Genomic DNA, 19,837 nt, shown 5'->3' on the forward strand with positions numbered 1-19,837 from the left:
TCATGCATGAATTGAACAAGGACACATCATGACCCATAGAATTGCAGTCACCATCATGTGCGATGGCAACCGGCCGGATTTTGTCACCAACGAGACGACCCCCGTCATGGCGGCGCTCAAGCGCGCCGGGATCTGGTTTGCTAATCAGCGCGGCATCTTCCCCTCGGCGACACGCGCCTCATCGGCGTCCATCGCCACGGGTTGCCATCCCCTCGCCCATGGCCTCAGGGGCAATTCCATGGGCCTGCCGATAGAAGGCGGCTTTGAATTCCACGATGCCGGCAAGCCGGAATTCTTCGACACCTTCCGCCGGCATTATGGCCGCATGCTGGCGCGTCCCTCCGTATCCGAACGCGTGGCTGGGTTGCATGGCGCGATCATCGCCAGCAACGCGTCACCGGGTGCGGCCTTCTTCCACGACAGCTACAGCCACGCCAATATGTATCATCGCGAGCTTTGCTATGCGCCGGGCCGCATTCCCACCGGTGAGGTCATGAAGACGGCGGCCGGTCATGAGGGCGACGCCATCGCCACGCGCCGCTTTATCGAGGCCTTGCTGGAAAAGCGCCCGTCCTCCGCCACGCTCTGGCTGTCCGAGCCGGACAAGTCGATGCATGCCGCGCCGCTCGGATCGGATGTCCATCTCGAAGCCTTGGCCGGCGCCGACCGCTTGGTCGGTCAGGTTGCCGAGGCGGTGGAGCGGCTGCGAGACGAAGGCCACGAGGTGCTGTTCATCGTCGGCTCCGACCATGGCCATGAGTCGGTGACCGAGGCGATACCGGTCGAGCGCCGACTGTTTGAGGCGGGGTTCAAATCGTCGATTGACGGACCCGAGATCGTGGTTGCGCCGCAGGGCTGCGCCGCCTTCATCCATTTCGGCGGTGAGGCATCCACGCGCCGTATCGAGGCGGCGGATTGGCTGCGCCAGCAGTCCTGGGTGGAGGAGGTCTTCATGGGTGAGGACCTGGCAAAGCTCGGCCAGATCCCCGGAGACGATCTGATCGCCATCGACATGGCCAAGACGGAAGGCGCCAATATCAATGGCGTGCCTGGACTATCCGCCATGGCCGTGCGTTTCGATGAGGAGATCGGCGAGGTGCGTCGTGATTGCGGCATGCATGGTGGCCGCGGCCGATACGAGACCAATCCGGTGCTGATGATCGTCGGAGTAGGCTTCGAGGCCGGTCTTGAGGTGTCGGACGAAAGCTCGATCACCGACATCGCTCCCAGCATCATCCGCCATCTCGGCCTTCCGGAAACGGACATGGACGGTAAGGCGCTGCAGGCTGACCTGTCTCGCATTCAGGTCGCCATGGCTGGATAATGCTTTCCGTCGTCCCGGCAAGATCACCGGGACGACGGGCTTCCTGCGGGACGGCCTACCACAGCGAGGTGTGGCGGTTGACATCCTTATACAGAAGGTAGCGGAACTTGCCGGGGCCGCCCGCATAGCAGGCCTGGGGGCAGAAGGCGCGCAGCCACATGAAATCCCCGGCCTCGACTTCGACCCAGTCGCCATTGAGGCGATAGACCGCCTTGCCTTCCAGCACATAGAGCCCGTGCTCCATGACATGGGTCTCCATGAACGGAATCGTGCCGCCGGGCTCGAAGGTGACGATATTGACATGCATGTCGTAGCGCACATCGGCGGGATCGATGAAGCGCGTCGTGCCCCAGCTTCCATTGGTATCGGGCATGAAGGCGATTTCGTGCTGGTCCTCATGGCTGAAGATCGGCTCGGGCAAGTCAAGGCCCTCGACCACCTGGAAGACCTTGCGGAACCAGTGGAACTTGGCCGGCTCAGCACCGGTCGCCCGCAACGTCCATTTGGAGCCTGCCGGAAGATAGGCGAAGGATCCAGCGCGCATGTCCTGCGCCTTGCCGTCCAGTTCCACCGTCAGGGTGCCGGCCACGACGAACAGGACGGCCTGGGCACGGGCATCGGGCTCGGGCCGGTTGCTGCCGCCGCCCGGCATGACTTCCATCAGATACTGTGAAAAGGTTTCGGAAAATCCGGTCAGCGGGCGCGACAAGATCCAGGCCCGCGTGCCGGTCCAGTGCGGCAGCACGCTGGTGACGATGTCACTCATAACCGTGCGGGGAATGACGGCATAGGCCGTGGTGAAAATCGCCTTGCTGGAAAGAAGCTCGGTTTGCCCGGGCAGCCCGCCCATGGCGGAATAGAAGTTCGAAGTGCTCATGTAAGCGCCATGTCCAATCTTGTCTGTTTCGGCTTCGCGGAGGACATGTGAGCTATCAAACAACTCGTCAGGAGGGTCAAGCTTACAGATGGGACGGCGGGTATGATTGTCCGATGATTCCTGATCGCACGAACGATGATTTCTCGACTGAAAGTCGAATTATTGGATAATCTGAAAACCATTGGTTGACATTGATTGTGCTAGCCCCTATCTTAGGGCTGTCGATATTGCTGTTTGACTTTTGTTACTGCGCCCTAATGGCGCGCCTTGGACGAACTTCTCCCTTCAAAATCGAGACGACACGCACACGCATCGGCGTGTTCGTAACTCAGTTGCTATGAAAGGGTTCGTTATGACCACTGGCACAGTTAAATGGTTCAATTCCACCAAGGGCTTCGGCTTCATTCAGCCTGACAACGGCGGCGCTGACGTATTCGTACACATCTCTGCTGTCGAACGTTCCGGCATGCGTGACATCGTCGAAGGCCAGAAGATTGGCTACGAGATGGAACGCGACAACAAGTCGGGCAAGATGTCCGCCTGCCGCCTCCAGGCTGCCTAATAGGTCTTTGAGCCGTCCGGTGACCACGGATGTACTGGCACTGTTGATGAGCACAAATACCAGCGAGAGGTCAGGCGCATAGCCTGGCCTTTTTTTTGGTCGCTACGCTGGAGGAGCTTCGAGCCTATGACCCAAACATTCAGTAAATCGCGTGCTAAGGCCGAAATTGCCTTTAGCAGTCTTCAATCGCAATTCTTCTCGCGCAGCCAGGGGCTGGAGGAGCAGAACGCACATGTGCAGGCCCGCGACGAAAAGACCGCACGCCTGCGCGAGGCCCGGCACGCCAGCGAAGCAGCCAATCTGGCCGCCCTCGCCGACAAGAAAGCCGGCAAGCATCCGAAAAAAGGCTGAGATCGGCGCAGCTCTGCGCTGCCCGTCTCCTCTACGATCTTCTGACACTCTACAAACGGAACCAAACCTTGAAAAAAACAAGAAACAGCGACCTTTCCGATCGCCGCAATGCGGCGGATGAGGCAAAGGCAAAGCTTCTCGCAGCCTATAGCGCCAAGAAGGCGGACGAACCCGCACTGCTAGCCAAGCAGGCGGAACGACAGGCGATCGTCGCCGCGCGCAACGAACGCAATGCGGCCCGCGACCTGAAGAAGGCCGAGGAAAAGCAGCGCCTTGCCGCAGAAGCGGAAGCCCGCGACCTTGCCGCCAAGGCAGAGATCGCCGCGCGCGAGGCGGCGGCCCGTGCCGAGATCGAGGAACGGGAGGCTATCGAACGCGATCGCATCTCTCGTGTCGTCTCCGATGAAGCGGCCCGCAAGGCCGAACGCGACCGTCGCTATGCCAATCGCAAGGCGCGTCAGGCGTGACGGAGCACCAGAGCCCCGTCTCGGCCACAGCCGGACCTTCCTCAACGCACATACCTCGAACCGGACTTTCTACGCCCATGATCGAACTCTCCCCATCGCAAATTGCCGGACTGAAGCTCGCCAAGAACGGCGATCTTTATCCGCAATCCCCAACCAAGTGGACGCATAAGGACGCGACAGTGACCTTTGCGAAAACCGACCGCTGGAAGGAGAGGCCGCTGAAGATCAAGTTCGTGACGAACAAGACCATCGAGGACCTGAGCGGGCCGGGCCTGCTCGAACGCCGCCATCTGGATGACGACGCCGCCAAGGATGTCTACGGCATCACCATGGCCGGCAAGATGTGGCTGCTGAAGAACAAATAGGTCTTTTGGTCAGCTAAAGCGCGTCGCCGCTTTGCTGCCATGCGGCGAGGCGCCAGTTCTCCTTGCATTCCCCGGCGTCACGCGCGCGTCAACGCCAGTCGTCGGGAGATGCCGATATTCTCCAGGAAGGCTTCGTCGTGGCTGACGACGATTAGCGCGCCATCATAAGTCCTCAGCCCCGCCTCCACTTCCTCCATGGATGCGATATCCAGATGGTTCGTCGGCTCATCCAACATCAGCAGAGCCGGCGGCTTGTAGCCCAGGATGCAGGCAAGTCCGGCCCGCAGCATTTGACCGCCGCTCAGGCTGCCCACGATCTGCAAGGCAGCATCCGCCCTGAACATGAAGCGGGCAAGCGCCGACCGACAGGCATTTTCATCCGCTTGCGGGTTAAGGCGGCGAAAATTGTCCCGAATCGAGCATGACCGATCAAGCAGCCTCACATGCTGGTCGAGCAGCACATGATCGGCAAGAATTTCGATTGAGCCGGTGGTTGGCTGCAGCAAGCCTGAGGCAATCGACAACAATGTCGTTTTTCCCGAACCATTCGGTCCGGTAATGGCAAGCCGCTCCGGTCCGACAATCTCGAAGGAAATCCCGGAGAACAGCGACCTTCCACCGTCATGCGCGAAACCGAGATCGTTCGCCCGGAGGACGACCTTATGCGGCGGCAGTCCGGATTTCGGCAGCGTCACAGATAGCGGCTGCAAAATCTCGATGCGTTCCTGGGCAGCAGCCAGTTGTTCTCTGGCCATCTGTTTTTGTTTATCGGCCAGTTTCGCCTGATTGGCTCCTGTAACCTCACTTCGGTTTTTCATCGCGCCCAAGAGGATGCGAGGCGCGTCCCCCTTGCTGGCTTTGCGACGTCCGGCACTGTCCCTGCGCATTTTTCGCTCTGCCAACGCCTGCGTGGCGCGGGCCACGGTCTTCAACTCCTTTTCCGCTTCTATAAGGTCGCGTTTGGCCGCGGTGAGTTCCAGCGCCTTTGCCGCGCGGTAGTGGCTCCAATTGCCGCCATAGCTGTTGGCGCCGAGCGAGGTCAGCTCAACGATCGTGTCCATGGTGTCCAGCAGATCCCGATCGTGACTGACCACGATCGCACCGCCCTTCCAACTGTTCAGAAGGGATTTGACGAAACCGCGCCCCGCGCCATCGAGATGATTTGACGGTTCGTCCAGCAGCAGGAAATCGGGTTTGGCAAAAACCAGCGCCGCCAGCGCGACACGGGTGTATTCCCCGCCTGATAGCGTGGACAATGGCGTATCGGGTTTCGCTGACATGCCGAGGCTCGCCAGGGCCGAGTGGATACGATCTTCCAGCGACCAGTCGGCCTCGGTAATCTCCTCCGCCGTCGCCTCGCCCCGCTCCGCCCTTGCGAGAATATCGAGAGCTCTGCGAACCTCAAAGATATCCGCGACCGTCTGGCCCGGTTCGGCGCCGGAGGTCTGCCGGAGCAACCCGATCTTCAACCCTTGAGAGACCGACCCGTGGCTTGGTGGAAGTGTGCCGGCAATGATCTTGAGAAGCGTGGACTTGCCAACGCCATTGCGCCCGACGAGACCCGTGCGCCCAGGCCCGAATGTCAGATCGAGATCGGAAAAGAGCGGGCGGCCGTCAGGCGTGGACCATGATAGTTGGGAAATGGTTATAGCTGCAGGCATGCAAAATACCTCTGGAAACAGAACGAGAAACGTTTGTTTTCAGGGCGATTTCCATGATGCACCTGCCTGTTGAAGCCGCGGATGACGGTTGAATATCAAACGAATGCGGCAGGTTCAAGATATCCGGTTCGGTCGTGCTGGCATCACCGCTGGTGAGATGCTATCGGCTGACTCAGGACCGCGGAGCCCGGCGGGACCATGATTTGGGACAAATGATGAGTGCTCCTTTGGCAACCGCATACTTACCTGGAATGCATGTCATTGCCGACTTTTGGGGCGTGTCGGAACTCGATGACATAGCCAATATCGAACGCGCACTGGTCGGTGCCGCGTCAGCCTGCGGAGCAACGCTGCTGGAGGTGAAACTGCATCAGTTCGGTGACCAGGGCGGGATAACCGGCGTTGCACTGCTGGCTGAGTCGCATATCAGCATCCACACCTGGCCCGAACTGAGATATGCCGCGCTCGATGTCTTCGTCTGTGGCGGTTGCAATGCTGAGGAAGCTTTGGAACATCTGAGGACTTGCTTGCGGCCGGGTCGGGTCGACACCACGACGCTGATCCGAGGGCAGAAAACGCAAGAACCATCATAGGCGGCACTTGATACTTGCCTGCCACTGTTGAATGGTGTTGGCAATTTGAATTCGACCCATATTTTTGATGAGCATATTATGATGACCGCCTCATTTGTTCTCAGCGACATCATCAGGGCCGTGTCCTTCGTTGCGCTCTACATTGTCCTGTTTTTGTTCTCGAAATGGCTAAAGGACACCATCAGCACGTACAAGCTCAGCATCGAACTGATGGAGAAGAACAACCAGGCTGTCGGGTTGGCTATAAGCGGCTACTATCTTGGCACTGCGGTGATTTTCGCAGCAAGCCTTTTGGGGCCATCCCGCGGCTTAATTCAGGATCTGATGACAGTCGGCGGCTATTCGATCCTGGGGATCGTCCTGTTAAATGTCTCAGCCTGGCTTACCGACGTGGCCGTGCTCCGTCGCTTTAGCGACACGGCGCAGTTGGTGCAGGAAAAGAATCTTGGCGTCGGCGCGGTACACTTCGGTATTTATCTGGCGACGGGACTTATCGCGGCTGGTGCTGTATCGGGCGAAGGCGGCGGTGTGTTTTCGGCGGTTGCCTTTTTCCTTCTGGGGCAGATTTCGCTGCTGCTCTTCAGCCTGATTTACGAGCGCTTCTCGTGTTATGACATCCATGGCGAATTGGTGAAGCACAACATTGCAGCCGGCATTGCATTCGGCGGCAATGTCATTGCCTTGGCGATCATCGTGATGAATGCTTCCTCGGGAGACTTCGTAGACTGGCGACGCGATCTCATCGAGTTTGGCTGGTCCAATCTCATTGCCTTCGTCATGCTGCCTTTGGTCCGCTTGCTAATGGATCGCCTTGTTATACCGGGGCACTCGCTCGGCAGGGATATTCGCGATGATGGCAATGTGGCCGCGGGATTGCTCGAGGGCACTTGTTCAATAACTTTTGCCATCGTTCTCGCCGTATTGCTCTAGGGACGAGGAACAAGCTCTTGCGTGCAAGCCGTCCCAGAACAGCAAGAAAGTCAGTCAAGGCCGCCCAGCCATCCGGTATCGATATCGGCAAACTGGCCTCGGTCTTCATTATCTATGGATTGCTTGGACTGCTGACATCTTGGATCATGAACACCCAGTCCAAACGGATCTACCAGGCCCAACTCAGGCAGCAGGTGGCCAGCGGCGCGTCGCTTACCGATCCGATCGAACCTGGTGAGACGGTCGCCGCGCGTGATTTTGCGTTGATCGGCCCCTTCAAGATTCATGATTCTGGTCAGGTCGTCAAAGTGCAGATCAGCACCAACATACTTGTCAATCGCTGGTCCTTTGTCGAAGCAGAATTGCTGGACAATCAGAAGGAATATCTCTTCTCCTTCGGCAAGGAACTCTGGCATGAAACCGGAAACGACGATGGCGTGTGGGAAGAGGCAGACGAAGCCTACGAGATGAAGTTCACAGTGGCCGAGCCGGGGGACTATTATCTGAAGATCAAGACGCAGGGTGACTACACGCCCGGAGTTATCACCGTTTCAGTGGCATCCACGGTCGGCAGCAGCGTCCCGCATTTCGCCTTCGGCGTTATCACCCTGGTGATTGGCCTCGTGCTGAACGAGGTATCGAACGGAACCCTTATCCGGCTGACATCGAGGTTTTCCTGATGAATTCGGAAACCAAGCAAGCCGTTGTTATCGCCATGGTCGTCCTCGGCACCATCTACCTGTATCTCTTTCTTCCCTCTTCTGGTGGCTATGGCTACCAGGGCTATGGCGGATCATCGGGGCGCAGTTCAATTTGGTATTGGAACAGCGTGGAGACCTTCCACGAACGCAGCAATCGTAGCGGCAGTGTCGGCGGGCTCGGGGTTCTGGGCGGCGGCCCGGAAAGTGGCAAATGACCACGCATGAAGAGGTCATGCCGCCTGATGGAGATGGCGGGCGGCAATCCATGGCGCTCATGTTCTCGGCTTTCGTGTCGGGTCTTTGCTCCATTATCTATGAGTTGCTGATCGCCACGACTGCATCCTATTTTCTGGGAGACAGCGTCAAATACTTCTCGCTGACTATCGGCATCTACATGGCGGCCATGGGTATTGGGACCTATCTGTCTAAATACATCGAACGGGACCTGTTGACGCGGTTTGTACAGATTGAGCTGGCGCTGGCTGCCTTGGGCGGACTGAGCATCCCGCTGCTCTATCTGACCTATGCATGGACGAAGCTGTTTATCCCCGTCTATCTCTTCCTAACGGTGTCCATCGGTGTCTTGATTGGGCTGGAGATCCCGTTTCTCACGCGGCTGATGGAGCGATACAATCAGCTGAAGGTGAATATCGCCAACATCCTTTCGTTCGACTACTTCGGCGCGTTGATCGCGACACTGTCGTTTCCCTTCATCCTGTTGCCATTCTTCGGTGTCTATCAGTCCTCTCTCCTGTTCGGCTTCGCCAATATGTCGATCGGCTTTGCGGTGCTTCGTGTATTCGCCTCAGAGATTGGGCCAAAGACGCGATCTTTGAAGCATCTGACCTTTGTGCTGACGGGTGCACTGGGCGTCATGATCCTGACGTCTCATCATTTCCTGAGCCACTGGGACCAGAGCCTTTATGAAGATCGGATCGTCTACAGCGCACAGTCGTCCTACCAGCGGATCGTGCTAACGCGGGATCGCGACGACACGCGGCTCTATCTCGACGGAAATCTGCAGTTTTCGTCGATCGACGAGTATCGGTATCACGAGGCTTTGGTCCATATTCCCCTGGCTGTGGGCAGTGGAACGCCGTCGCGCGTCCTGCTGCTTGGCGCCGGTGACGGCCTGGCCGCACGAGAACTGCTGAAGTATGACGGCATCAGCGAGATTGTCCTCGTGGATCTCGATCCGCAGATTGTGTCTTTGGCGCGCGACAATCCGCATATTTCAACGCTCAACCGAGGCAGTCTCAATGACGCCCGGGTAAAAGTCGTGTTTGCCGATGCCTTCGGCTATCTCCAAACGAACGAAGAAAGATTTGACGTCATCATTGCCGATCTGCCCGATCCCAACAACAGCGGGCTTGCCCGACTCTACAGCAAGCAGTTCTATCAACTCGCGGAACGAAACTTGAGTCCGGGTGGGCTATTTGTGACACAGGCGACCAGCCCATACTTCGCGCCACGGGCCTTTGCCGGTATCGCCAAGACCATCGAGGCAGCCGGGTTTCAACACCTCTATCCCTATCATGCGAACGTCCCCTCCTTCGGTGATTGGGGTTTCGTTCTGGCGAGCAATGCCAAGCTCAATATGACCACCCATCGATTGCAGTCGAAACCCGCTATCTGGACCTACGGAATTTTGCTGGCCATTTTGTCTTCGACAAGGACACGGCCGTGGGTGACGTCGAGGTCACCACGCTCGATAAACCTGTCGTCCTCGATTACTACCTTTCTGGTTGGCAGCATTATCGCTAGGCAAAGGCGTCGGCCCGGGATCGACTTTCACGCGCGAAAAACATGAGACAGGTCGGCGGACCCGTGGCATAAGGGCGCCGCAACACGAAATCTCCAGCCGCAAGACAGACCATGATCCGCCTCGAAAACATCAGCAAGCAGAACAGCCATCGTATCCTTTTCATCGAAGCGTCGGCGGCGCTCAACAGGGGGGAGAAAGTGGGGCTGGTCGGGCCGAATGGTGCTGGGAAGACCACGCTGTTTCGCATGATCACCGGCCAGGAACAGCCCGACGAGGGCCAGGTCTCCGTCGATAAGGGCGTCACGATCGGCTATTTCAACCAGGATGTCGGTGAAATGTCCGGCAGCAGCGCGGTTGCCGAGGTCATGGAGGGCGCAGGTCCCGTCAGCACCGTCGCGGCCGAGCTGCGCGAACTTGAAGCGGCGATGGTAGATCCCGACCGCATGGACGAGATGGACGCGATCATCGAGCGCTACGGCGAGGTGCAGGCCCGCTATGAGGAACTGGATGGCTATGGGCTGGAAGGCCGGGCGCGGGAGGTGCTGGCCGGCCTGTCCTTCAGTCAGGAGATGATGGATGGCGATGTCGGCAAGCTCTCGGGCGGCTGGAAGATGCGTGTGGCGCTGGCCCGCATTCTTCTGATGCGTCCCGATGCCATGCTGCTCGACGAGCCGAGCAACCACCTGGACCTGGAAAGCCTGATCTGGCTTGAGGATTTTCTCAAGGGCTATGAGGGCGGCCTGCTGATGACCTCCCACGACCGCGCCTTCATGAACCGCATCGTCGGCAAGGTGATCGAAATCGACGGCGGCCAGCTCACCACCTATTCCGGCGACTACGAGTTCTACGAGGGCCAGCGCGCCCAGAACGAAAAACAGCAACAGGCGCAGTTCGAACGACAGCAGGCCATGCTTGCCAAGGAAATCAAGTTCATCGAGCGCTTCAAGGCGCGTGCCTCCCATGCCGCGCAGGTGCAGAGCCGGGTCAAGAAGCTGGACAAGATCGAGCGCGTCGAGCCGCCCAAGCGGCGGCAGTCGGTGGCTTTCGAGTTCAAGCCCGCGCCGCGGTCCGGCGAGGATGTGGTCAACCTCAAGAACGTGCACAAGCGCTATGGCGAGCGGGTGATCTATGATGGGCTCGACTTCATGGTCCGCCGCAAGGAACGCTGGTGCATCATGGGCATCAATGGCGCCGGGAAATCGACCCTGCTGAAGCTGGTGGCCGGCGCGGCCGAGCCTGACCAGGGCAGCGTTGCCATCGGCGCCAGCGTCAAGATGGGCTATTTTGCCCAGCATGCCATGGACCTGCTGGATGGTGATCGCACGGTCTTCGAACAGCTGGAGCATGATTTCCCGCGGACGGGCCAAGGCTCTCTCCGAGCCCTGGCAGGCTGCTTCGGCTTTTCCGGCGACGATATAGAGAAAAAGTGCCGTGTGCTGTCGGGCGGCGAGAAGGCACGGCTGGTCATGGCCATCATGCTGTTCGATCCGCCGAACCTACTTGTTCTCGACGAGCCGACCAACCACCTCGACCTCGATACCAAGGAAATGCTGATCAAGGCGCTGTCGGAATATGAGGGCACGATGCTGTTCGTCAGCCACGACCGGCATTTCCTCGCGGCCTTGTCGAACAGGGTGTTGGAACTGACGCCGGAAGGCATCCACCAATATGGCGGCGGTTATCTGGAATACGTTGCGCGCACGGGGCAGGAAGCCCCGGGTCTGAGGCACTAGAAACAAAATTGATTTAGGGAGGAAACCCATGGTCAACAGCGAAACACAGGGCCGGCTGGTCGATGACCTCTCCAAGGCGATCACCGGGAACGGCACTGTCGACACCGGGTCCGTCACCGCTCTGGATGCCGCCGGCGCTTATGCGGTGCAGGCGGCGCTGTTTCAGCGCGGTGACTATGCCGTTGCCGGCTTCAAGCTCAGCCTCAAGCCGGACGGCGCCTATAGCGCGCCGCTGCTGTTTGTCGAAAGCGGTGATCGGTACGCCCATGTGCCTGATATCGGCGTGGAGCCGGAACTGGCCCTGACGCTCTCGAAAGACCTGCCGGCCCGCGAAACGCCGTATAGCCGCGACGAGATCGTCGAGGCGATCGGCAAGGTTTCGCTTGGCGTCGAGATCATCCGCAGCCGTTTCTCGACCCCGCCGGCCTGGCCGCTCGGCCTGGCCGATTTCATGAGCAATATCGGCTATCTCGTCGGTGCCGAACTGGACCGCGGCGTGCTCGCCGAGGGTTTCGACCTTGGCCAGGTCCGGGTCGAATCCAACGGCACTGTCCTGGTCGACCAGCCTGCGAAGCATCCCGACGCCGATCCGGTCGCGGCACTCGTTGCCTATGCCAATGGCGTGCCCGGCCCGTTCGGTCCGCTGAAGGCGGGGCAGGTTGTCACCACCGGCAGCGTTTGCGGGGCGGTCAAGGTACCCTCAACCGGGACAGTTTTTGTCGGCCTGCTTGGCAAGGAATATGCGTTCAGCCTTTCCTGACATGGGGCGACCGGCAGCCGAGCCGGTTTGTCACGATCACTGCCAGCAGCCGTCCATCCGATCCCAGGAGATGGTCGGCCGTTGACAGGCCATCGGCGGAACGGCGGACGAGCGCAACCGACACCGGCTCGCCGGGCTCGATATTGCCGGCGAAGGATACATGGCGGCTGGAAGTCGCCAGCGGCTCCGCGACATTGCCCTGCCAGTGCTCGAAGGCCCGGTCCGCAAGGGCCTGGAATTCCGCGAAGTAGAACAGGCCGGCACCGTTGAATTCCTGCGAGGCCGAGGGGGTGAACGTCATTGCCGGTGGCGGATTCGCTGGCGCCTCAAGCCCGGAAAACCTGTCGAAACATCCGGCTTTTAACGCGGCGCTCAGGTCGATCAACAGGCTTGGCTGAACCGAGCGCAGCGAGGGCGAGCCGGCGACCATGGTGCGCGCGATGCTCCGGTTGCCATTGCCATGACGGCTGACGAAGGTCGATAGCAAAGCCGCCCTGCCGACGCAGCGTGACCCGCAATAGAGCCGATGGCGGCTTTCGAAACGTGTGCGCGACACGGCCACCAGATCAGATCGGATGCTGAGCACATCATTGGCCCTGATATCGCTGAGCCCCTGGCTTTCGAGAGAGGTCGCGCATATCGCCGCATAGGCCTCGTCTCCTTCAGGCGTCCGAAAATCGGCGTTGTCCATGCCCAGTTCAAGCGCCAGCATCAGCCAGTGGCGATGGCCGAGCTCCTTCATCAGCCATGTTTCGGAAAGCCCCGAGGGGGTCAGGTGCGGCATGCCGAGGAGAAGATGGGGCGCAAGCGCCTGTTCCATCAGCTGGCGCGGAGACGGCGGCGCGGTCTCGATATCGGCAACGGCAATGTTCATGCGTCAGCTTCCGACGGCCTGCTTGAGGGGCACCTGTCGCATCGCCAGCGCATCCGCGAGGTGATCGACCACGTGTTCGGCATCCTTGCCGACGCTGAGGAAACGGCCGGAGCCCCAGGTCCACAGCCAGGGCAGGCCGAGGACATAGACGCCGGGAATGCCGGTCACACCGCGGCGCTGTACCGGATAGCCCGTGCCATCGAAAATCGGCAGGCCGACGAAGGACCAATCCGGACGAAAACCAGTTGCCCAGATCACCGAGGTGATGCCCTCGGCCACAAGATCGAGTTCCGTAGTCTCCTTTTCCGGCGTCCAGAGCGGCTGGTAGACCGATCCGTCAGGCGCATCAATGCCCTTCTCGGCAATATGGCGGTCGATCAGGGCATTGATTCCATTATAGACGCGGTCCGCCTCATCGAGATTTGACTTGAGGTTCGGCGCAAAGAGCATGCGGCCTTGGCTGACCGTCTCCATGCGTCCATAAAGCGCCATGCCTTCAAGGGCGAACTTCCGCAGATCGATGTCGCGGCCTCCATCGCGGCCTGTTAGGTAATGGTTGGTGTCATGCTTCTTCTTGCCCATCCCATCATGTTCGATGGTGATATCGTACTGCCCGATATCGGCAAGCCAGTCGACCACGTCCCGGCCGCGGTAGAAACGGGCACATCGTGGAGCATTGCCCGTGACCATATGCACCTTGCGGCCGGCCAGATGCAGGTCCTCTGCGATCTGGCAGCCTGATTGGCCCGAGCCGACGACCATCACCGCCCCCTCGGGCAGTTGGCCCTGACTGCGGTAGTCGGCGGTATGAAGCTGCAGGATACTGTCCGGCAGCCGCTCGGCGGCGCGCGGAATGGCGGGCTCGCTGTAGAGGCTGGTGGCAATAATCACCGCATCCGCCATGACCGCCCCCGCCGCGCTTTCAATGCGGAAACCGCTGCCGTGTCGCTCGATAGAGGTGACTTCCGTGTGCTCCAGGATCGGCGCATCGACCTTCTTCACGAACCGCCCGACATAATCCAGGATCTGGTCTTTCACCATGAAACCGTGCGGGTCGTCACCATCATAGGGATGGTCCGGCAACTGGCATTGCCAGTTGGGCGTCACGAGGCAAAAGGCGTCCCACCGCTCGTCCCGCCATTTATGGGCCGCGGTCTTCTTTTCGAAAACGACATGGCTGATGCCGTGCTTCTTCAGGTAGTGGCTTGCCGACAGTCCGGCCTGTCCGCCGCCGATAACTACGGCCTGATAATGGCTCTTAAGTGCGGGCGTGTTCATGAAGCGCTCCTTCAGGCGATGAATGTCTTGACGAGGACCGAGGCGGTGTCGCGATCCTGATAATGGCTGGCGACGCTTTCGATGCGGGCGAGCTGGCCGCGCGCCAGCGAACAGGCAAAGCCGTATTTCGCCTCGACCCGGTCGCTGGCGATGGTCAGGGCCTGTCGGCTCCGATCCAGAAAATCGGACAGCGGATAGCTTTGTCCCTCGGTGAAAAAATCCTGGATCACGAGGGAGGGCGAATAACATTCTTCGTCGCGGCCATCAGGCCAGGTCACGATGAACCGCATTTCAGGCATGGGCTGGCTCCATCATCTCGATATAGGTGTTAAGGTGGGCCTCAGCGGTTCGGCGCCAGCTATGACGCGCCGCGACCTCCATCCCGGCCGGTATCAGTTGCCGGCGGATATCGGGAGCCAGCGAAAGCATCATCGCCTCAGCAATGGAGGCGGGATTGAGCGGATCGCACCAGATCGCATCATCTGCCGAGAGGTATCCGGTGAAGGGGGCGATCGACGAGACGACGACCGGTGTGCCGCTCGCCATGGCTTCGAGCACGACCAGTCCAAAGCCTTCCTTGACGGAGGGAAAGACGAGCGCGTCCGCCAGGCGAAACAGGGCCGGAAGGTCCCGGTCAGCGACTGCTCCAATGATGTGGACCGCGTTTCGAACCGTCGGCAACTGCTCAAGACGCGTGCGGAATGCAGTCTGATAGGCTCCGTGATCGAGCAGCGATACGCCGCCTGCGATGACGAGTTGGGCATTGGGGAGAACGGCCCGTACCTGTGCAAAGGCGTCGAGGATACGAAGCGTATTCTTGCGGGCCTCTATGCCACCGACGCAGAGGAAGATGGGGCCAGGGGGCAGGTCCAGTTTCTTGCGCAACGGCGCATCCGTCTCGTCCGATTGCGGTGAAAAGCGTGCGGTATCGACACCGTTGCCGACATTGACCGATGGCTTGCCCTCCGCCTTCAGGACGTCTTGCCAAAGCGCGCTCACCGTAAAGAAGCGATCCGCCTGATCGATGGACCGCTTTTGCAGGGTCATCAGACGCGGGTCGGAAAATTGATCGATGTGGTGCACAGTCCGGACAAAACCGGGAATGAGGCCCTTGGCCTTCAAGGTCGCCAGGGCGTTTCCCGAAATACCGTCATGGGCATGATAGAGGTCGAATTGTCGGCGTTCCCCAGGCGCGAAATAGGCCAGATAGTCCGATATCCGCTGCTCGACCAGTTCCGTCATGGGCGTCGGGGTGGGTCCGACGCGGAAGGGTGCTGTTTCGCAGGCGGGTCGTCTCGAGAATCCGCGCCCGCTTGAATCGGGAGCATGAAGAACGACGTGGTGGCCCATCGCCGTCAGCGCCTCCGAGAGGTGCATGGCATGCACCACGCCGCCGCGCGGGTTGGTCGAATGGGTGAGCATGGCGATACGCAGAGGCCGGATCATGCGCCGCCCCCATTTGCCAGACCCATCAGGGGGGAGATGCGGTAGTCGCGGATCAGTTCGCGCGACCCGAAGGCTGTCAAGGCGACCTCAGATCCCGGTTTCACGGTGCCGATCACGCTGGCCGTGATGTCCCTTGCAGCAAAGCGCGAGAGAACGGCGGCAACGTTTTGTTCGTCCACGGCAAGCAGATAGCCAAAGCTTGGAAATGTCGCGAGCCAGCGGCTCATGGTGACGCCTGATGGAAGCGCGATCGCTTCCAGGTCGATGTCGATGCCGACGCCGGAGCATTCCGCCAGCATGATCGCGGTCCCGATGATGCCGCCCTGGCTGATATCCTTGGCGGCAACCGCCAGCCCCGCCTCTGCAATTTCGGCCATCATGTCCAGGTCACCGCGCAGGCGCTCCGGAGGTGCGGATGTCGCTGCTTCCCAGTTGTTGAAAGGCTCGCGATATCTGCCGCGATGGTCTATGGCGGCTATCAGCAGGTCGCCCGGTTTCGCGTCGAAGCTCGTCAGCAGGCGCTTTGCCCGGCCGAGGATCGCGACCGACAACTGTCCGCGGTCGGTTCGGATATTCGTATGGCCGCCGACGATCGGCACGCCGAATGCGGCCGATGCCGCACGCATGCCGTCAAGGATTGGGGCGGCACCCTCCTCGCCCGCGGCCCAGACCGCATCGACAACCGCCACCGGCCTGCCGCCCATGGCAGCGATGTCGGAGATGTTGACCATGACGCCGCACCAGCCGGCAAACCAGGGATCTGCCGCGACAAACTCGTTGATGAAGCCTTCGATGGCAAACAGCAGAAATCCATCCCCGTCGGGAATGGCGGCACAGTCGTCGCCAACGAAGATCGCCTGGCCGGGCAGACCGAGACGGGTAGCCACCGTGCCGATATCGGCCTTGGCGGCGATACCGACACTGGCCCTCACCTGATCCGCAATGGCAGCAAGATCGAGAGACATTCAGGCCGCCTTCTTCGCCAGCGCCACGAAACCGGCTTCCGGTGTCGCGCAGGGTGGGTAATGGGCGAGGTCCGCCTGCATCCTCAGATGCGGCTTACCGTAGATTTCGAATTCCGTGATGACATCCCAGTGCAGCCGTCGAAACAGCAGGCCGTTCTGTGTCTGCACATTGGCGAGGAACTTGTGGCAGCCCATGGCGTGGGCGGAGGAGACAGCAAGCCGGATCAGCGTCGCCCCGAGCGCCCCGATCTTGCGATAATCCTCATGCACCGCGAGCCGCGAGCCCCACCATACGCCAGGCTCGGCCTCGTGAATTCGCACTGTTCCCACCACCTTGTCGGCGACAACGCCCAGCATGGAGAGGGCGACGATCGGAATGGCGTGATCGTCGATGGCATCGCGATCATCCCCCTCGAATATCCCCTGTTCTTCGCAGAAGACCGCGCGCCGAAGCGCATGGGCTTCGCGGCGCTCCCAAGCCGAGGTCGCAAACTTCACCTGATATTCACAGGTCCGGAAAGGTGCTATGGGTTCGAACATCATGCCGTCAGTCTCCTTTCATAGGTGGAGAGTGCAGAGCAGGCACCGCATTTTCCGCAGCCCGCCTTGATGTCGACGGCCTTCAGGCCGCTGTCGATCAGCATGCGGGACAACGGCTCCAGGATCGAATGCATGAAAGCGGGCGTCGGGGTCGGATGGCTTTCCAGCGGTGTGCCGGAGATCGGCACGAAGGGCACGACGAAGGGATAGACCCCGAGGGCGACCAATTGCTCGCAGATTTCGAGAATGGCTTCGCGCGTGTCCCCGAGACCGGCCAGGATATAGGTGGAGACCTGGCCGCGTCCGAAGACCTTGACCGCCGCTTCGAAGGAACGCATGTATTTTTCAACCGGCACCTGCGCCTTGCCGGGCATGATGCGGGCGCGGATTTCAGGCGTCACGGCCTCCAGATGCATGCCGAGCGTGTCGATGCCGCCCTCCTTCATCCGTTCGAACCAGACGTCGTCTTCCGGTGGTTCGCATTGCCCCTGGATGGGCAGATCAACCGCCGCCTTGATGGCGCGTGCGCTTTCTGCCAGCACGGCCGCGCCGCGGTCATCGCCTCTAGGCGTGCCGGTCGTCATCACCATATGCTTGACGCCGTCGAGCTCCACGGCGGCCTTCGCCACTTCGGCAAGCTGCGCCGGTGTCTTGTGGGCGATGGTGCGGCCGGCTGCGAGTGACTGGCCGATCGCGCAGAACTGACAGGTCTTGGTTCGGCTCTGATAGCGGATACAGGTCTGCAACACGGTGGTCGCCAGCACGTCGCGACCGTGCAGCACCGCGATCTGGGAAAAGGGAATGCCGTCGGCAGTGGAGCGCTCGTAAAACCGGGGCCGGAGCGGGAAAGAGACCTCACCCAACACCTTGCCATCGCGGCTGATCCGGCTTTTGCCGGCCTCATCAGGCTTTTCGACGACATAGGGGCTTTCGAAGGCCGGCGCGGTGTGGACCGGCACCATCACCGTCATGCCGTCGATCGTCAGGGCCTTGTGGTCGGACGGGCCGGCACCGCCACGGCGGCTTTCATGGCCGGCTTTCGGATCAACGAGCCTAGCCCCGAAGGATTGCAACTCGTTGATCAGCGTTTCGGTCGAGGGAAGTGTTATCGTGTCCATCGGTTTCGATCCTTGTCACTGTCCGTTCGAAGATGTTTGGGGCGCTGTCGTCGCCAGAGGCGACCATCGGCGTGACTGCCTTGTTGTCCATGACGAGATGCAGAAGCTCAGGGCGGGCATAGTGGCCGACGGAGTCCATCATCCGCTTGCGCTTGACGATCAGGCTCATGTCGAGGTCGGCGATCAGGATCCCCTCCCCTTCCGTGATCGGCGGGGCCAGATGCTTGCCTTCCGGCGAGATGATCGCCGTCATGCAGCCGCCGGTCAGTGCCTTTTGCAGACCGAGATCCGGCGTGATCGACTGGATCTGTTCCGGTGTCAGCCACCCCGTGGAGTTGATGACGAAGCAACCGCTCTCCAGCGCGTGGTGGCGGATCGTCACCTCCATCTGATCGGCGAAGATCGGACCCACCAGGGAGCCCGGGAATTGTGCCAGATGAATTTCCTCATGCTGGGCCATCAGCGCGTAGCGGGCGAGGGGATTGTAATGCTCCCAGCAGGCCAATGCGCCGATCCGTCCGACGGCGCTTTCAACCACCTTGAGGCCGGAGCCATCCCCCTGCCCCCAGATCATCCGCTCGTGGAATGTCGGGGTGATCTTGCGACGCTTGAGGATCTGACTGCCATCAGCATCAAACAGGAGCTGCGTATTATAAAGCGTGCCGTGGTCGCGTTCATTGATGCCCAGCATCACCACAATGCCGTGTTCGCGCGCGGCGGCAGCGACGGCTTCGGTGGCCGGGCTCGGCACGGTGACGGCTTCCTCGTAGAGTCTGACATGCTCACGCCCCGACAAAACAGGCGGCAGGACAAACGAAAAATAGGGATACCACGGCACGAAAGTCTCGGGGAAGACGATCAGTTCCGCTCCCTTTGTTGCGGCCTCGCGGATGGCTTCCAATACGCGGGCAATGGTGTTCCCGCGTGACGCCAGGTCTGGCGCGATCTGGACGGCGGCGGCCCGAACGGTCTTCTTGTCCATGACACGGTCCTCATGAGGTGAAGTGGAAGAGGCGGGACGCTCAAGGTCCCGCCCCGCTGCGTCAGAGCGTCCAGGTATCCAGGATGAAGGCGCCATCCCGACGGTGGATGAGGATGAGGTCGAGCACGTCGAGCGGGCTGATCGGCTTGATGCCGGGAATAAGCGAAGGCTCGCCATGACCGTATAGCGCCTGCAGAGCAAAGCGGCAGGCATAGACCTTGCCGCCCTCTTCCATGAAGCCGGCGATCTGGTTGTTGAAGTTCAGGTGGCCCGGAAAGGCTTCATCGCCGAGTTTGGGAAAGCCACGCTGCACGCCGAGCGTGACGCCTGGACCATAGAGAAGCACCGAGGTCTCGAAGCCCTTGCGCTTCAGCCGCTTTGCCTGCAGCAGGTTGACCAGACCGATGGAGCCTTCGAATGCGACGGTATGAAAGGTGATCAGGGCCTTTTCGCCCTCCTTGGCCTGGACGTCTTCAAAAACCTTGTCCTCGTAGTCCACGAAGAAATCGCCCTTCTCATGGGCTGGTTTGGTAACTGCTGGCATG

At 60.3% G+C, this 19,837-nt stretch carries 23 protein-coding genes; 12 read left to right on the plus strand and 11 right to left on the minus strand.

Annotation, left to right across the window (positions count from 1 at the left end):
* Positions 1–28 precede the first annotated feature (28 nt).
* Positions 29–1,324, plus strand: coding sequence for an alkaline phosphatase family protein (locus tag B9A97_RS07945; RefSeq protein ID WP_084364547.1), 1,296 nt, complete (start codon positions 29–31; stop codon positions 1,322–1,324).
* Positions 1,325–1,379: 55 nt separating this feature from the next.
* Here the strand turns inward: B9A97_RS07945 and B9A97_RS07950 are convergent, their stop codons facing one another.
* The gene (locus B9A97_RS07950; protein ID WP_084364548.1) at positions 1,380–2,201 is read right to left on the minus strand and encodes a bifunctional allantoicase/(S)-ureidoglycine aminohydrolase; all 822 of its coding nucleotides are present in this window, start codon (positions 2,199–2,201) and stop codon (positions 1,380–1,382) included.
* A gap of 352 nt (positions 2,202–2,553) precedes the next feature.
* Between B9A97_RS07950 and B9A97_RS07955 the strand changes: the two genes are divergently transcribed.
* The 4 genes from B9A97_RS07955 (at position 2,554) to B9A97_RS07970 (ending at position 3,946) form a co-directional block, all read left to right on the plus strand.
* Positions 2,554–2,763: a cold-shock protein gene (locus B9A97_RS07955; RefSeq protein ID WP_084364549.1), complete on the plus strand. Its 210-nt coding sequence runs from the start codon at positions 2,554–2,556 to the stop codon at positions 2,761–2,763.
* A gap of 126 nt (positions 2,764–2,889) precedes the next feature.
* A complete protein-coding gene (locus tag B9A97_RS07960; RefSeq protein WP_084364551.1) occupies positions 2,890–3,114 on the plus strand; it encodes a hypothetical protein in 225 nt (74 codons plus the stop codon).
* A gap of 68 nt (positions 3,115–3,182) precedes the next feature.
* Positions 3,183–3,581 (plus strand): DUF6481 family protein, encoded by a 399-nt coding sequence (locus B9A97_RS07965; RefSeq protein WP_084364553.1) that lies wholly within the window; start codon positions 3,183–3,185, stop codon positions 3,579–3,581.
* A gap of 77 nt (positions 3,582–3,658) precedes the next feature.
* The gene (locus tag B9A97_RS07970; RefSeq protein ID WP_084364555.1) at positions 3,659–3,946 is read left to right on the plus strand and encodes a hypothetical protein; all 288 of its coding nucleotides are present in this window, start codon (positions 3,659–3,661) and stop codon (positions 3,944–3,946) included.
* A 77-nt stretch (positions 3,947–4,023) separates the two neighbouring features.
* On the opposite strand, the gene B9A97_RS07975 is transcribed toward B9A97_RS07970, so the two are convergent.
* Positions 4,024–5,607, minus strand: coding sequence for an ABC-F family ATP-binding cassette domain-containing protein (locus tag B9A97_RS07975; protein ID WP_084364557.1), 1,584 nt, complete (start codon positions 5,605–5,607; stop codon positions 4,024–4,026).
* 212 nt (positions 5,608–5,819) lie between these two features.
* On the opposite strand from B9A97_RS07975, the gene speD reads away from it, so the two are divergent.
* The 7 genes from speD to B9A97_RS08010 all read left to right on the plus strand — a co-directional run bounded on the left by speD (position 5,820) and on the right by B9A97_RS08010 (position 12,089).
* Positions 5,820–6,200, plus strand: a complete 381-nt coding sequence (gene speD, locus B9A97_RS07980; RefSeq protein ID WP_244564164.1) for an adenosylmethionine decarboxylase — start codon at positions 5,820–5,822, stop codon at positions 6,198–6,200.
* Between the two features lie 78 nt (positions 6,201–6,278).
* Entirely contained in the window at positions 6,279–7,130 is an 852-nt protein-coding gene (locus B9A97_RS07985; RefSeq protein WP_143530368.1) for a DUF350 domain-containing protein, read from the plus strand.
* Complete coding sequence (locus B9A97_RS07990; protein WP_143530369.1) at positions 7,088–7,810, plus strand: hypothetical protein; 723 nt, start codon at positions 7,088–7,090, stop codon at positions 7,808–7,810. Before B9A97_RS07985 ends, B9A97_RS07990 begins: the two co-directional genes overlap by 43 nt.
* Entirely contained in the window at positions 7,810–8,046 is a 237-nt protein-coding gene (locus tag B9A97_RS07995; RefSeq protein WP_084364563.1) for a hypothetical protein, read from the plus strand. The genes B9A97_RS07990 and B9A97_RS07995 overlap by 1 nt, the downstream gene beginning before the upstream one ends.
* Positions 8,043–9,641, plus strand: a complete 1,599-nt coding sequence (locus tag B9A97_RS08000) for a polyamine aminopropyltransferase (RefSeq protein WP_210189687.1) — start codon at positions 8,043–8,045, stop codon at positions 9,639–9,641. The genes B9A97_RS07995 and B9A97_RS08000 overlap by 4 nt, the downstream gene beginning before the upstream one ends.
* 65 nt (positions 9,642–9,706) lie before the next feature.
* Positions 9,707–11,329, plus strand: a complete 1,623-nt coding sequence (locus B9A97_RS08005) for an ABC-F family ATP-binding cassette domain-containing protein (RefSeq protein ID WP_084364565.1) — start codon at positions 9,707–9,709, stop codon at positions 11,327–11,329.
* 28 nt (positions 11,330–11,357) lie between these two features.
* Positions 11,358–12,089: a hypothetical protein gene (locus tag B9A97_RS08010; RefSeq protein WP_084364567.1), complete on the plus strand. Its 732-nt coding sequence runs from the start codon at positions 11,358–11,360 to the stop codon at positions 12,087–12,089.
* Here the strand turns inward: B9A97_RS08010 and B9A97_RS08015 are convergent.
* The 9 genes from B9A97_RS08015 to B9A97_RS08055 form a co-directional block, all read right to left on the minus strand.
* Entirely contained in the window at positions 12,076–12,963 is an 888-nt protein-coding gene (locus B9A97_RS08015) for a Pnap_2097 family protein (RefSeq protein ID WP_084364569.1), read from the minus strand. The genes B9A97_RS08010 and B9A97_RS08015 overlap by 14 nt on opposite strands.
* A 3-nt stretch (positions 12,964–12,966) precedes the next feature.
* A complete protein-coding gene (locus B9A97_RS08020; RefSeq protein ID WP_084364571.1) occupies positions 12,967–14,241 on the minus strand; it encodes an MSMEG_0569 family flavin-dependent oxidoreductase in 1,275 nt (424 codons plus the stop codon).
* Positions 14,242–14,252: 11 nt separating this feature from the next.
* Positions 14,253–14,540 (minus strand): MSMEG_0570 family nitrogen starvation response protein, encoded by a 288-nt coding sequence (locus B9A97_RS08025; RefSeq protein ID WP_084364572.1) that lies wholly within the window; start codon positions 14,538–14,540, stop codon positions 14,253–14,255.
* Positions 14,533–15,687, minus strand: a complete 1,155-nt coding sequence (locus B9A97_RS08030) for an MSMEG_0565 family glycosyltransferase (protein WP_084364574.1) — start codon at positions 15,685–15,687, stop codon at positions 14,533–14,535. The genes B9A97_RS08025 and B9A97_RS08030 overlap by 8 nt, the downstream gene beginning before the upstream one ends.
* Entirely contained in the window at positions 15,684–16,652 is a 969-nt protein-coding gene (locus tag B9A97_RS08035) for a sll0787 family AIR synthase-like protein (protein ID WP_084364576.1), read from the minus strand. The genes B9A97_RS08030 and B9A97_RS08035 overlap by 4 nt, the downstream gene beginning before the upstream one ends.
* Positions 16,653–17,195, minus strand: coding sequence for an MSMEG_0567/Sll0786 family nitrogen starvation N-acetyltransferase (locus B9A97_RS08040; RefSeq protein WP_084364578.1), 543 nt, complete (start codon positions 17,193–17,195; stop codon positions 16,653–16,655).
* Entirely contained in the window at positions 17,192–18,310 is a 1,119-nt protein-coding gene (locus tag B9A97_RS08045) for an MSMEG_0568 family radical SAM protein (protein ID WP_084364580.1), read from the minus strand. Before B9A97_RS08045 ends, B9A97_RS08040 begins: the two co-directional genes overlap by 4 nt.
* Positions 18,246–19,292: a Nit6803 family nitrilase gene (locus tag B9A97_RS08050; protein ID WP_084364582.1), complete on the minus strand. Its 1,047-nt coding sequence runs from the start codon at positions 19,290–19,292 to the stop codon at positions 18,246–18,248. The genes B9A97_RS08045 and B9A97_RS08050 overlap by 65 nt, the downstream gene beginning before the upstream one ends.
* Before the next feature lie 61 nt (positions 19,293–19,353).
* Positions 19,354–19,836 (minus strand): MSMEG_0572/Sll0783 family nitrogen starvation response protein, encoded by a 483-nt coding sequence (locus B9A97_RS08055; protein ID WP_084364584.1) that lies wholly within the window; start codon positions 19,834–19,836, stop codon positions 19,354–19,356.
* Position 19,837 lies beyond the last annotated feature (1 nt).

Origin of the sequence: Rhizobium sp. RU36D (assembly GCF_900176345.1) — a bacterium.
Taxonomy (GTDB): Bacteria; Pseudomonadota; Alphaproteobacteria; order Rhizobiales; family Rhizobiaceae; genus Allorhizobium.